The organism is Pectobacterium atrosepticum, assembly GCA_019056595.1.
Classification (GTDB): domain Bacteria; phylum Pseudomonadota; class Gammaproteobacteria; order Enterobacterales; family Enterobacteriaceae; genus Pectobacterium; species Pectobacterium atrosepticum.
Map to the genome: position 1 here is coordinate 902161 of CP036163.1, position 14092 is coordinate 916252.

A 14092-nucleotide genomic window follows, 5' to 3' on the forward strand; every position below is an offset into this window, starting at 1 on the left:
CCGCCGTTCGGGAAAGTCTTCCGTTGCATCCACCTTTACAAGTACTGCCGTAACGCAGTAAAGTCGCCAACCTTTTTTAGGGCCTGCCATCCTTGGCGGCATCCCTTCCGGGCCGTCGCTGGTGCGACGTTAAAAGTTTCTCCCGGAAATTTTTTATGGCATGGGGCCTCACTATGTTTATCGGTTTTGACTACGGTACCGCCAACTGTTCCGTGGCAGTTATGGATGCAGGCACACCAAGGCTCCTGTCGCTGGAAAATGGCTCGCCTTATCTCTCTTCCCTGCTGTGCGCGCCAGTGCGTGAAGCGGTTAGCGAGTGGCTATGGCGGCATCATCAAGTCAATGCTGAGGGCGAGAGTGCGCTGCTACTGAAGCGCGCCATCAGCTACAACCGCGAAGAAGATATTCGCGTGCAGCCCGATAGCGTGAAATTCGGGCGCGATGCGTTACGCCACTATATGGATGATCCAGAAGAGACATGGTTCGTTAAATCGCCGAAGTCCTTCCTCGGTGCCGTCGGGCTTAAAGCACAGCAGATTGCGCTGTTTGAAGATCTGGTCTGCTCCATGATGCTGCATATCCGCACGCAGGCAGAAACCCAGCTCGATCAGCCTATTCGTCAGGCCGTCATCGGGCGACCGATCAACTTTCAGAGCATCGGCGGCGAAGAAGCCAACCAGCAGGCACAAGGGATTTTAGATCGTGCGGCACACCGCGCTGGGTTTGAAGACGTCGTCTTTCAATTTGAACCCGTGGCTGCTGGGCTGGATTTTGAATCTACGCTGACGAAAGAAACGCGCGTGCTGGTCGTGGATATCGGCGGCGGAACCACCGACTGCTCCATGCTACTTATGGGGCCGGAGTGGCATAAACAGCACGAACGTTCGCAAAGCCTGTTAGGACACAGCGGCTGCCGCGTTGGCGGTAACGATCTGGACATCATGCTTGCGTTCAAACAGTTGATGCCACTGCTTGGCATGAATAGCGAGTCGGAAAAAGGTATCGCCTTGCCGATCATGACTTGGTGGAATGCGGTCGCCATTAACGATATTCCGGCACAAAAAGAGTTCCATAGCACCGCCAGCCGCGCGTTAATCAACGAAATGATCCGCGATGCCCGCCAGCCCGAACTAGTGAAAAGATTGCTGACCGTTTGGCAACAGCGCTTGAGCTACCGTCTAATCCAACTGGCCGAAGAGAGCAAAATCGCGCTTTCCAACCAAGCGGAAACGGCGGCCGATTTGCACTTTATCGAATCAGGTCTGGCAACACGCATTCATGCTGATGAACTCAACGCCGCGATTGATAATCCGCTCACGCGTATTCAGCAACAGGTAACGCTGGCGTTAGAAACCAGCCAAACCCAGCCAGAAGTCATCTACCTGACTGGCGGTAGTGCGCGATCTCCTCTTCTGCGTCAGGCAATTCAGCAGTTGCTGCCTGATATTCCTATCGCCAGCGGCAACGATTTTGGCTCCGTTACCGCCGGACTAACGCGCTGGGCAGAGATAGTTTTTCGCCGTTAAGTCAGATACAGGACGTAAGCTATGCGTCTCGTCAGACTATGGCTTTATTAACTATCGTGGCTTGACCAACAACCCACGCAGCAGTAATTCCAGCGCGGCAACGGCTTGTGCCAGCCGCGCATTACCATCTTCTCCGTCCGCGATCCAAAACGCCGCTTCGGCCAGACTGCCGTAGATCAACGATGCCAGCGCCTGTGGATCGGCTTCAGCCACCACGCCTTGGCGTATGAGATTGTCGATCAATCGCTGCATCGACTCAACGCAATGCCGTTGTGAATCCGGCGATGCGCCACCCAATACAGCCCGCGCATCACGCAGCACGATGCGCTGAATCTCCGGCTCCAGCGCCATTTCCAGATAGGCACGGCAGCGACACCGGAAACCTTCCCAGTCATCTTCGGCGGTATCGGAGATCGCTTGCAGTCGCTCATCCATCTCAGCATCGATCTGCTCCACCACCGCCGCCAGCAATCCTTTCTTGTCACCGAAGTGGTGATAAAGCGCCCCACGGGTCAGGCTCGCCTGCGCAGTAAGATCGTCCATTGAGGTATCGGCATAGCCGCGTTCGCTGAAGACCTTACGAGCGGTCGCCAGCAGTGTAGCGCGTGTTTCTTCCATTTCAGCACGGGTACGACGAACCATCGACACATCCTTACATACACATCGTATGATTATTTACATTCACTCCGTATGAATATATGCTTTTATTCATACGCTCTGTATGTATTGTCGCTGCACCGCCATCTTGTGGCAAGTGGATTCACTTTGGAGAACGAAATGCTCAACCCTTATCGAGAACTTTTCACCGCCCCTGGTACGAGAGGCTTTGCGCTGGCAGGCCTGTTGGCACGGATTCCGCTGCCCATGACGGGCATCGGCATTATCACCATGCTGTCGCAGTTGCGCGGCAGCTATACGTTGGCAGGAGCGGTATCTGCCACTTTTGTCCTGACCTACGCACTGCTATCACCACAGATCTCCCGTCTTGTGGATCGACATGGACAAGGGCGCGTACTGCCGCTGGCAGCGATGATCAGCACGATCGGCATGCTGCTTCTGCTCGCCAGTTCCCGGTGGCAAGCGCCTGACTGGACCTTATTCATCGGCGCATTATTGGCCGGCTTCATGCCCAGCATGTCAGCGATGGTAAGGGCTCGCTGGACGGCTATCTATCGCGGGCAACCTCGCTTGCAGACCGCTTACTCGCTGGAGACAGTGCTCGATGAAGTCACCTTTATCGCCGGGCCTCCGCTGGCTGTCGGGCTGTCCGTCGCGGTGTTTCCTCAAGCTGGCCCGCTGGCAGCGGCGCTATTGCTGATTATTGGTGTGTTTGCTCTGGTTACACAACGCGGCACCGAACCACCGGTGGAAAAGCAGGATGTCAGCACGGATCGTTCGGGAGCGGTGATCAAGCAGTCAAATGTGCGCTTGCTGACACTGTTGATGGTGGCGATGGGCATCATCGTTGGCACCGTTGACATCGTCAGTGTGGCCTTCGCCGAACAGCATGGCCAACCGGCAGCAGCTAGCCTGATCTTGTCAGCTTATGCGGTCGGTTCCTGTCTAGCCGGACTGCTCTTCGGTGCCCTCAAGCTGCGAACTGCACTGCATCACCTGCTATTACTCGGCGGTGTGGCAACAGCAGCAACCACGCTGCCTCTGCTGCTGGTTGGCAGCATTCCCACATTGGCTGCGGCCGTACTGATCGCGGGACTGTTCTTCGCTCCCACCATGATCGTGGCGATGTCACTAGTCGAACGTTTGGTGCCTGAACACCGCTTAACTGAAGGTATGACCTGGCTGCTGGCAGGGCTAAATATCGGTGTGGCTCTGGGCGCTGCGGTATCGGGTCACGTGGTAGATGAAAGTGGCGCGCGTGCTGGATTCGCCATTGCATTATGCGCTGGTGTTTTGGTGCTGCTGGTCGCGATTTGGGGATATCAGCGCTTGCGGGTACATGCCTCCTCCCTTCCCACTGCCGTTTGACTCTCATAGCCTGTTTCCCGTGTTAAGGACTAAACCATGAATACGTCTTCACCTATCCTCACTGGGCCTACTGCACAGTATCCTTGGCTGGCCGTCGTCTCCATAGGCCTTGCAACTTTCTCTGTTGTCACGACGGAAATGCTTCCGGTCGGTCTGCTAACCCCGATTGCCGACACACTAAGTACCTCTACCGGAACCGCAGGCCTGATGATCTCACTCCCTGCACTGTTGGCCGCATTATTCGCCCCACTGGTGGTGATCGCATCCGGTGGCATGGATAGACGCAGGATTTTATGCGGTCTGCTGGCGCTACTGGTTATCGCCAACATCGCCTCGGCACTGGCACCAGACATCGGCTGGATGCTGGCAGCACGCGTGCTTGTAGGCTTCTGTATGGGCGGCATCTGGGCGATTGCGGGAGGTCTGGCTGCACGACTCGTTCCCGAGCCTGCCATCGGTCTGGCAACATCCATTATCTTTGGCGGCGTCGCCGCGGCGTCCGTGCTGGGTGTACCGCTAGGTGCCCTGATCGGTGATGTCGCCGGATGGCGCTGGGCTTTCGGCTGCATGGCCGTGCTTAGCGGGCTAGTGCTGATACTCCATCTCGCGGTCATTCCTGCGCTACCCGTCGCCGGTTCAGCCACCGTGCGCCAGTTCGGCGAGCAACTGACCAACCGTAAGTTGCAAGTCGGACTGATTCTGACGCTGTTACTGGTGGCAGGGCATTTCATTGCCTTTACCTTCGTGCGCCCGCTGTTGCTATCGGTGTCAGGATTCGATGCGCAGTGGATTAGCGCATTGCTGTTCGCCTATGGCGTTGCAGGCATCGTTGGCAATTTTCTGGTAGGTATGATCGCGGCACAGCGTACGGCTTTAGCCTTGATGGCGATTACTCTGGGGCTGTTGTTGACCTCGATACTGTTCCTGACCATCGGGGGCTCGCATGTTGGCGGCGGCATGGCGTTGCTGGTCTGGGGGCTAGCCTACGGCGGTGTATCCGTTGGTTTGATGACATGGATAATGAAGGCCGCACCGCGCGCCGTGGAGATGGCTTCCGCGCTGTATGTTGGCGTTTTCAATGTTGGTATCGCGCTTGGGTCCTGGGTCGGTGGCCAGATAGTCGATGGCTCAGGCCCAATCGCAACGCTGTGGCTGGCGGGTGGATTCGCGGCGGTCGCCTTGCTGTTATCCCTGAAGATCAGGTTGACTGAACGGCAGAACATCGTCGAATGAAAAAAACCGCGAGCACCTTATTCAGGTGTCTCGCGGTTTTTAGAGATGGTGTCAGCGCAAAAACGTAGACGTTGGGGGAAATCAGCTCTGTTGATTCAGGACTAATTGACCGTTCCTGTCCACTGGAATTTGTGTACCCGGATCGCGATCCATACGGATTTTACCCTGCTGTTCGCCGATTTTATAGGTGACATCATAACCTAGAACTTTTTGTGATTTATCGTACACCGTCTGACAACGCTGCTGCTGTGTCGTGTACGTATCATTTTCCTGCATGCCACTTTGTACACGGTTACCCGCGTAGCCGCCTGCCAGTGCACCCGCTACCGTCGCGACATCTTTACCGCGTCCGCCACCGAACTGATGTCCCAGAACACCACCCGCCACGGCACCCAGTACCGATCCGGCTATCTGGTTTTCATCCTGCACCGGACGACGGTGAGTCACGTTTACGTTACGGCACTCTTGGCGAGGCGTTTTGACCGTTTCTTTAATAGGTGTTGCCGTTAGCACCTGTGCATACTGAGGTTTAGAGGAAAAAACGTCCATACTCGCCACCGCCGCCACACCCAATGCCGCAGCCACACCAATACCTACACCCGCTAACATTGATTTGTTCACAGGATACCTCCCGAATCTATTCTCACGCATTCCCCATCTGCAATTCTGCCGTAATCTTGTTTTACGTCAGCTCGCGTTTAACGCGATGAATCCGATGGTTCCTTCTGAATAATCGCATTCAGAATTTTCGGCGTGCGTGCTACGCCTTCTGTAAACAGTGGAAAGTCTGCACAATGTTTCACACTCTCGCAATAAGACTAACTAACCAAAAGTGTCAGATTCGTAACATAAAACTGTCATTTGGGAATTATCTTAACCGGAATTGCTAATAGGACGATATTTTATACTGTTATTTCAGGGCGATGCTCAGTGGCATGACGAACGGAGGTGCGGCTTAGGGGGGAATATTGTCAATACATTGACGGGAAGGCACGTCTTTTCCAGAGAACCAGAGCAGACCGATAAGAAAAAGAATACGGGCGCGAAATTGCGTTCACGCCCGTATCAGAAGGATGTCAGCCGTTGCGGATTAATGCAGTTTGAGGCGCGGGCGTATCACCCGGTTGATGCCACCGACCAGCATCATCAAGCCCGTTTTAACATAGCCGTGCAGGGCAACCTGGTGCATACGATAGAGGGAGATGTAAACGAAGCGAGCAATGCGCCCCTCTACCATCACTGAACCCCGCATCAGGTTCCCCATCAGGCTACCTACCGTACTGAATTTAGATAGCGAAACCAGCGAGCCGTGATCTTTGTAGACGTAAGACTTCAGCGCCTGTCCATTCAACAACGCGATGATGTTGCTGTGACAGCGTGATGCCATCTGGTGAGCCGCCTGCGCACGCGGTGGCACGAAACCGCCGCCTTCCTGCGGGCAGGATGCACAGTCGCCAATGGCGAAAATGTTAGGATCGCGTGTCGTCTGCAACGTGGGTTCAACAACAAGCTGATTGATCCGGTTGGTTTCCAGACCGGCAATGTCTTTCATTGCATCCGGTGCTTTGATTCCTGCCGCCCAAACCATCAGGTCGGCTTCGATAAATTCACCGTCCTTCGTATTCAGACCGGCGCTTTCCGCACTGGTTACCATGGTTTTCGTCAGCACGCGGACGCCAATATTATTCAGCTCATGGTGTGCCGCCGCTGAAATGCGCGGCGGAAGCGCTGGCAAAATACGTTCGCCCGCTTCAACCAGCGTCACATTCAGTGTTTGGTTATCCAGTCCGTCAAAACCATAGCTGTGCAGCTGTTTCACCGCGTTATGCAATTCCGCAGACAGCTCGACGCCAGTCGCTCCACCGCCCACAATCGCAATATTTACTCGCTCTTTTTCGTCCTGATTTGCTGTGAATTTCAGGAACAAATTCAGCATTTCATTATGGAAGCGACGGGCTTGTTTTGGATTATCCAGGAAAATACAGTGATCTTTCACGCCCGGCGTGCCGAAGTCATTTGAAGCGCTGCCTAAGGCAACTACCAAAATGTCATACGGAATGCGGCGCGCCGCAACCAGTACGTCGCCTTGATCATCACACACTTCGGCCAGTTGAATCTGCTGCTGTTCACGATCGATATCCGTCAGCATCCCCAGTTGGAACTGGAAATGGTGATTGCGGGCGTGCGCCAGGTAGCTCAGCGCATCCATATCGTCGTCCAGCGAACCGGTCGCGACTTCGTGCAGCAATGGTTTCCACAGGTGGCTGTGGTTACGATCCACCAGCGTAATGTCCGCTTTTTTCTTGCGTCCTAACTTGTGGCCCAAACTCGTTGCGAGTTCAAGTCCGCCAGCTCCCCCGCCGACAATGACAATTTTTTTGGTTGGTGATGTCAAAATGACCCCCTAAAATGTGAACCAATCGTTAATAAAGAGTAAAAAATAATATCCTTATATAACATAGGGTTCGCGTAAGTTAAGCCTGATATCTGCTGCAAGAATAGCACGCTAGGTTATTTGGTCATACCAAAATTGATATATATCAATTTATTTTGCGGCGCGGGTTTTTACCGAGAAAATTCCATCTTTATTTCAGTGAATTAGCGGAAGTCTATCTGAAGGGAAAATGCTGAATCGTGCGCCTATGCACGTCTGTACGAACTAAGGAAAGGGAATAAATAACGTCACTCCTCCTGATATCCCTCTCAAACAGGGACATCAGAAGAAACACCCGCAGCCATTAACACCGCATGCTAACCGAGCGTTTTGAAGGCTTTTATCCGCTGTAGATGGGGAGAGATACTTTTGAATTTATGCGTCTGGATATCGTCCCAAACAATCTCATAATATTCTCCCAGCGCTTGCGCACTGCGCTGGCTGTCGAGCATCTCATCCTGACGGGAAAGCATGACCATGCAGCGATCGCGGTTTTTTTCACGAAAATTCGCGACACACTTCGTGGCGATATCCAGATATTCTTCCGGTCGATCGATTTTCCCGCTCATGTTTTCCTGCGGGAAAAGGTTCGGATTGACAATAACTTGTCGTATATCACACAGAAAACCGACCCGTTCAGCCCAAAAACCGCCCAACCCCACGCCACAAATCAGCGCACGATCGTCATTTGAATGCTGAATCATCTTATCCACCTGCTTTAGCAGGTGTTGCATATCATGACGCGGATGCAGCGTGCTATAGCTAATCAGCCGTACATCTTCATCGATAAACTGAAGCTGCAAGACTTTTTCATGGTTACCGGGGCTGGTTGAGTCAAAACCGTGTAAATAGATAATCATCTTTTATCCTCACCACTGACTAGGTTGCCTATTTCTCACCATTTTTATGCGCCTGCCAGCGCTCACTGAGTGCGCTGAGCGCCTGATTTGCCTGCTTCCAGCGCGACGAATCCAGCAGTTCCCGACGAGAAAACGAACCCTGATGATATAAGCGCGTTAGTTGCTCCGCTTTGACCGGGGATAGGTTATCCAGCACGCTGACCGCTCCTTCACGATGATTGCAAACCAGAATCATGTCACATCCCGCCTGCAACGCGGCCTGCGCCCGCTCTGGGTAACTTCCCATTACAGCCGCACCTTCCATCGACAGATCGTCGGAGAAAATGATGCCATCAAAGCCTAACTCTTCACGCAGTACTGTTTTAAGCCAGTAGGGAGAACCGCTGGCGGGACGCGGATCGGCCTCGGTGTAAATCACATGGGCAGGCATGATCGCATCCAACTGCTGACGTTGGATCAGCTCTTTAAAAATCAGCATATCGTGTGCGCGAATCTCCGCAAGCGGACGCGGATCGCGCGGCGTTTCTTTATGTGAATCGGCGCTGACCGCACCGTGACCGGGGAAATGCTTACCCGTGACTTTCATTCCTGCGCTGTGCATACCGCGAATAAAGCTCTGCGCTACAGCCAACGCCGTTTCCGGCTGTTCATGAAACGAACGCTCGCCAATCGCCGCACTCTGGTGACCGATATCCAGCACGGGTGCAAAACTAATGTCGATATCCATCGCGATCATTTCTGCCGCCATCAACCAGCCGCCTTCTTCCGCCAACCGTTGGGCTTCTGGCATGCTATTTAATGCAGCAAACGCCTGCGCGGCGGGCAAACGGGTAAATCCATCACGAAAACGCTGAACGCGCCCGCCTTCCTGATCCACAGAAACCACGAGACGCTCGCGCGACGCCGCGCGGATTTGGCGCACTAATTCACGTAACTGCGCCGCATCATGAAAATTACGGGTGAACAGAATAACGCCGCCAACGAGCGGGTGTTCCAGCACTTCACGATCTTCTGCATCCAGCTCATAGCTGGCGACATCTAACATTACCGGACCCACAAAAACCTCATTCTTTAATAGTACTGCTGAGTAAAATGACTACGACCACAAAAATCATACCGTCAGCTTGACTGTAGCCCATGGCCCAGTTGTAGCCGATGATAGAGTGCGGGAATTTCCGCTAAAAACTCGGGGTTCTTCGTTTGTTGCCAGCGTATTTCAAACCACATCAATACCAGATAATCGACCCAGGGGAACCACTGCATCATCTGTTGCTGAAGACGGCTCACGGAAAACCCTCGCCGATGCTGCTGGTAGCTCTGTAGAAAGTGCGTTTGCGCCATGCTTTCCATCTGACTGGCTCGGACAATGAACGCTAGCTCAAAGGCGATATCGCCATCTGAGGCATATTCCCAGTCGATCAGCATGGTTCCTTGCGGTGTAATCAGTAGGTTCTCAGCATGTACATCCAGATGGAGGGGACCTAACGCCAAAGGCGTGGGTAACGCAGCACGTTGAAAATGATGGTGGGCACGCAACAACGCAGGCGAACGACGGCACGGATCCATCAGTTGCCAATGTTGAGCGAATAATATTTTGAGATTGAGGGGATGACCGCTACGCGGCTGACGATGGAGCTGAGACAATACACGCGTCACTTCGCCATTAGCCAGCATCATCAGGAACTCATCTGTGGTAGCAATGCGCCCCGGCACCCACTCGACAATTAACCAGCCGTCACGCCACAGCAGCGGCCGTGGCGCGAGTCCTATCGCCGACGTCTGCCGCAGCAGAGCGAACTCTCGCTGACGGTCGACGCCCATTTTTCGCTCAACTGGCGACTGCCGGCGTGCAAGCCACTCAATACCCGGCCCACGAATACGCCAGCTTTTACTACTTAGCCCCCCGACCAGCTCAAAGCGAATATCCGCCATCTCCACAGTAGGGAAATGTTTCTGGATCGTCGCCGTCAGCTGTTGCCGGATGCCCGCCGATTTAATGCTGAACGGCGCCATTGCCTGACCAAACAATTTCGCCGGTCTGTACCAGCATCAATTGCATATCAATTTGCGGTGATTTCACATCACCACTGACATCGCTGTACAACACATACTGCGCGCTAACATAACGCGCCAGACCAATCGCCTTGCTGCGCGATCCTAAGCTGTCATCAACCGACAGACCCAGCGTTTGCTTCGCAGTAGCCAGTTGCTCACGTGGTACCAGCGTAAAGGCCTTACCGGAGGATAACGCGCTGTACAACGCATTTGTTGCTTTCGCTATCGGCAATGAACCATTGGTGTTATTTTTCACGCTATCCACCAGCAGTATGCTGCCCGGTGTAACGCCATCGGCTTTCAGCATCTGTGCCACCAACGGATTGATGCTGGCTTCCCAGTTCAACGTCTGGATTTTAGGCGGTTGCGGTACAGATTCCCCCGGCGGCGGCGTTGGCGTGGTTGGCACTTGAGGCTCAACCGGCTCAATGGTCGCAGGCGGTTCAGTCGGTTCCGGCGGACGGCTTGGGCACCCTGTCAGTACCAACGCTGCCAGTATCACCCCTAGATACTTTTTCATATTTTCTCTCTCAGCACACCATTACAAAAACAGATGAAGACGAACCTGACGCGCATTAGGATTGCTACGCGTTGAAAAAACCGTCATTTCCGTCTGTGGCGGGATTTCAATGGACTGCACCTCTTCAAACGGCAGCACGTCCAGCCCGTTTTCATCATACCAATAGAAACGGTAATGCACGGTCACCGCATGTGAAGCATCGTTGCTGACAGCGGAAGAAGCTCGCAGTCTGCCATTTTCTGAATCCAGAGACGGATTCCCCGCCGTAATGCCAGCGGATAGCACGGGAGCATCCAATACCAGCGTTTGTCGCTCATTGATAGTCAGCACCTTTGGCGCACTACAGCCCGCTATCAATCCCAGCATCAAACACGCAAACATAAAAGGCGTCGGGTTACGCATGGTTTACTCGCATGATGGTTTTCTCACCTGATTGTCTAACCATGTCTATCGAACTTAGCTCTACAGGATCTAGTTCGCCAGCAAAGGCCCTAATGCACGGCCACCAAGTAGATGCATATGGATGTGATAAACTTCCTGCCCACCGTGTCGGTTGCAGTTAATAATCAGGCGATAGCCGTCTTCTGCAATGCCTTCCTGCTGCGCAATTTTACCCGCAACCGTCACCATACGTCCCAGCGCCGCTTCATGCTCTGGCGCCGTGTCGTTAACGGTTGGGATTAATACATTCGGGATAATCAGAATATGGGTTGGCGTGCGGGGCGCGATATCACGGAAAGCGGTGACCAGTTCATCCTGATACACGATATCGGCAGGAATTTCCCGGCGGATGATTTTACTAAAGATGGTTTCTTCAGCCATGATTGATTTCCTTGTTAAAGCTGGCGTTGAACGACGTCATGTAGGCAGTATGAGTGACATATTCCATTTCTTTCAACCTTCTTCGTCTATTTCTGGTGCAGGTGGTCAAAATACGACACGCAGAAAAAACCTGTCTGTACCGAACACTGCCACGCTATCACCACGGCGGCAAGGGTTTGACGCCGCTTAGCGAATGCCCATCGCGTCCCTTCCTTTGTCAGTTAACCGACTGCGGCGTTCTCACCAACATTAACAACAGGATGCAAACCAGCAAAGCCGCGCCTAAGTTGTAGAGCATTCCCACGACAAAGGCAGAAATGTATTGATCCGCTTGTGTAACAGCGTCATCGCCTGTCGCCAGCGCGGTGCCAAACAAGATGCCAACCACTGCCACACCCAACGCCGCCCCAACCTGCTGAACCGTCGAGATCACGCCCGATGCCATACCGGCCTTAGCTTCATTTACAAAGCCCAAAACCAGATTCAGTAGCGGCGTCATGATAAAACCTTGACCTGCACCAAGCACCACCAGCACAGGAATCAGCCATGCGGCCACCAGATTCGCTCCCGCTAGCTGCACTTGCATAATCAACAGCCCGATGGAAACGGCATAAACTAACGCCCCCGCGACGATGGCTGGCATACCCCAGCGGGCAACCAGGCGCGGTGCAGCCAGCGACGCCAGAACGAAGCCCACGCTACAAGGCGCGAAAATACTACCGGCGAGAAAGGGATCGAGCCCCAACCCAACTTGCACCAGCAGAGCAAAACACAAGAAAAATGAGCTGGATGTGGAATACACCAGCAGCACCAGCAACACGCCCAACAGGAACCGACGCTGCACGAGCAGACGCATATCAACCAGCGGAAGATGTCCCGCTAGTTGTCGCCATTCCTGCTGGTGATAAAAAACTGTCAGCAGGACAGCCGCAGCAGCCAGCATCCACAGGCTCCATGCAGGCCAGCCTTGTCCCGGTCCTTCGATCAGCGGCACCAGCAGCAACGTCAACCCAATGCTAACCAGCGCCACACCCGCCCAATCCAGCGAAGGGCGCAGCGGCGTACGGGATTCAGGAATAAATCGAGCTGCCGCGATAGCCAACAGACCAATAGGAACATTAATAAGAAAGATGCTACGCCAGCTCAGCCCGAATAGGTTGGCATGCACCAGCCATCCTCCCAGTACCTGACCCGCGATAGCGGCTAGCCCCAGCGTCATCCCCAGCAGACCGAAGGCACGGCGACTATCGTTCCCATCGAAATTGACGCGGATAGAGGCGTAAACCTGTGGGAACAGTAGCGCGGCCGCGAGTCCCTGCAAGATGCGTGCGCTAATCAGAAATTCTGCGTTGGGCACTAAGCCACACAGCGCAGAAGCAATCGTAAATCCAGCCATGCCCACGACAAACAGGCGGCGTCGCCCAAATATATCTCCCAATCGGCCACCCGTAATCAGCAGCACACCGAAAGCCAGTTCGTAACCCGCAACGATAAAGCCGATCTGCGCGAAGCTGGCACCCAAGTCGGCCTGCATGCTGGGGATGGCAACATTGACCACGAACAGATCGAAGATCGTAACAAAGCCCGCCATGAGCAGCACAGACAGACCGAGCCAAGGCGGACTATTGGCCGTCGTCGTTACAGCCGAAGCACGATAAGTTGAGTTCATGTTGTCTATCCTTGTGTATCGCGAATTTATGTATCAAGAGTCATCACGCCATCATTCTCAAACCTCTTTTAAACGATTACAATTTAACAACTTATGCTATTACTAAAAGTAACTCGGTAAACGATGAGAACATTGGAGAGAACTCGCCACGATCTGGCGGCCTTTTTGCGCGCGCACCGCGAACGGGTGTCACCCGCTGATGTAGGTTTGCCCAGTGGTGGAAGACGGCGCACGCCGGGGCTGCGACGCGAAGAAGTGGCCGCACTGGCCGGGGTCGGCCTGACCTGGTATACCTGGCTCGAACAAGGACGCGACATTGGTGTGTCAGCAGCCTTTTTGGACAGCCTGGCACGGGTGCTCAAACTTGATGCGGCCGAACGTCGCCATCTGTACCTGCTGGCACATGAACGGCCACCTGTCGAGCCGGGTAAGACGTGGTGCGTGGTTCCACCACTGGTACGGCGTCTAATGCACGATCTGGCCCCGCATTCAGCTTACATACTCAATCTGCGCTGGGACGTACTGGCCTTTAATGAACCGGCGAACCAGTTTTTCGGCTTTGACGCGCATCCCTCCGAGAGACGTAACCTGCTCTGGCTCTTGTTTACCGATCCGTTGTTGCATGAGCGATTTGTCGGCTGGGAGAAACAAGCACCACAAATGTTGTCGAGTTTTCGCCGCGATTTCGCTCGCGCAACGCAGGAGGCTGATATTCATGAGCTAGTGGATGAACTGGAACAAGTGTCGCCAGACTTCAAAATGTGGTGGCGTCAGCATGATGTGCATGCGCCGTGCAGTGGGGTTCGCCAACTGATGATTGAGGGCAAGCCTGAAGCCTTCGAGCACACGTCGCTGACCATCGATGAAGATCGGCATCTGCGCCTGGTGGTTTATGCGCAGCAATCTCAGGAAAGAATATGATATGGCGCTGATGCGGTATCAGAAAGATAGACAAATATACGATAGGATCTCGCTACATAAGCAGAT

14 protein-coding genes are annotated in these 14092 nt (G+C 53.8%); 4 read left to right on the forward strand and 10 right to left on the reverse strand.

What is annotated here, in order from left to right; translation table 11 throughout:
• The first annotated feature begins 173 nt into the window (after nucleotides 1-173).
• Nucleotides 174-1526, forward strand: coding sequence for a molecular chaperone (gene yegD, locus DCX48_04670; protein QXE17150.1), 1353 nt, complete (start codon nucleotides 174-176; stop codon nucleotides 1524-1526).
• A 51-nt stretch (nucleotides 1527-1577) separates the two neighbouring features.
• Here yegD and DCX48_04675 read toward each other — a convergent pair whose 3' ends face one another.
• A complete protein-coding gene (locus DCX48_04675; GenBank protein QXE13862.1) occupies nucleotides 1578-2168 on the reverse strand; it encodes a TetR/AcrR family transcriptional regulator in 591 nt (196 codons plus the stop codon).
• Nucleotides 2169-2303: 135 nt separating this feature from the next.
• Here DCX48_04675 and DCX48_04680 point away from each other — a divergent pair, with 135 nt between their 5' ends.
• Both DCX48_04680 and DCX48_04685 read left to right on the forward strand, forming a co-directional pair.
• Nucleotides 2304-3512, forward strand: a complete 1209-nt coding sequence (locus tag DCX48_04680; GenBank protein ID QXE13863.1) for an MFS transporter — start codon at nucleotides 2304-2306, stop codon at nucleotides 3510-3512.
• Between the two features lie 36 nt (nucleotides 3513-3548).
• Complete coding sequence (locus DCX48_04685; protein ID QXE13864.1) at nucleotides 3549-4745, forward strand: MFS transporter; 1197 nt, start codon at nucleotides 3549-3551, stop codon at nucleotides 4743-4745.
• 81 nt (nucleotides 4746-4826) lie between these two features.
• Here the strand turns inward: DCX48_04685 and DCX48_04690 are convergent, their stop codons facing one another.
• From DCX48_04690 to DCX48_04730, 9 genes are all read right to left on the reverse strand, one after another.
• Nucleotides 4827-5366, reverse strand: a complete 540-nt coding sequence (locus DCX48_04690) for a glycine zipper 2TM domain-containing protein (protein QXE13865.1) — start codon at nucleotides 5364-5366, stop codon at nucleotides 4827-4829.
• A gap of 469 nt (nucleotides 5367-5835) precedes the next feature.
• Nucleotides 5836-7140, reverse strand: a complete 1305-nt coding sequence (locus DCX48_04695; protein ID QXE13866.1) for an NAD(P)/FAD-dependent oxidoreductase — start codon at nucleotides 7138-7140, stop codon at nucleotides 5836-5838.
• A gap of 356 nt (nucleotides 7141-7496) precedes the next feature.
• Complete coding sequence (locus DCX48_04700) at nucleotides 7497-8039, reverse strand: alpha/beta hydrolase (GenBank protein ID QXE13867.1); 543 nt, start codon at nucleotides 8037-8039, stop codon at nucleotides 7497-7499.
• Between the two features lie 28 nt (nucleotides 8040-8067).
• Nucleotides 8068-9096, reverse strand: coding sequence for a beta-N-acetylhexosaminidase (gene nagZ, locus DCX48_04705; protein QXE13868.1), 1029 nt, complete (start codon nucleotides 9094-9096; stop codon nucleotides 8068-8070).
• 62 nt (nucleotides 9097-9158) lie between these two features.
• Nucleotides 9159-10052, reverse strand: a complete 894-nt coding sequence (thiK, locus tag DCX48_04710) for a thiamine kinase (protein QXE13869.1) — start codon at nucleotides 10050-10052, stop codon at nucleotides 9159-9161.
• Complete coding sequence (lpoB, locus tag DCX48_04715; protein ID QXE13870.1) at nucleotides 10033-10614, reverse strand: penicillin-binding protein activator LpoB; 582 nt, start codon at nucleotides 10612-10614, stop codon at nucleotides 10033-10035. Before lpoB ends, thiK begins: the two co-directional genes overlap by 20 nt.
• 21 nt (nucleotides 10615-10635) lie before the next feature.
• On the reverse strand, nucleotides 10636-11016 hold the full coding sequence (locus DCX48_04720; GenBank protein ID QXE13871.1) for a DUF1425 domain-containing protein: 381 nt from the start codon (nucleotides 11014-11016) through the stop codon (nucleotides 10636-10638).
• Nucleotides 11017-11085: 69 nt separating this feature from the next.
• A complete protein-coding gene (locus tag DCX48_04725; GenBank protein ID QXE13872.1) occupies nucleotides 11086-11436 on the reverse strand; it encodes a purine nucleoside phosphoramidase in 351 nt (116 codons plus the stop codon).
• A 217-nt stretch (nucleotides 11437-11653) separates the two neighbouring features.
• The gene (locus DCX48_04730; protein ID QXE13873.1) at nucleotides 11654-13105 is read right to left on the reverse strand and encodes an MFS transporter; all 1452 of its coding nucleotides are present in this window, start codon (nucleotides 13103-13105) and stop codon (nucleotides 11654-11656) included.
• A 123-nt stretch (nucleotides 13106-13228) separates the two neighbouring features.
• Between DCX48_04730 and DCX48_04735 the strand changes: the two genes are divergently transcribed.
• On the forward strand, nucleotides 13229-14026 hold the full coding sequence (locus DCX48_04735; GenBank protein QXE13874.1) for an XRE family transcriptional regulator: 798 nt from the start codon (nucleotides 13229-13231) through the stop codon (nucleotides 14024-14026).
• The last annotated feature ends 66 nt before the right edge of the window (nucleotides 14027-14092 follow it).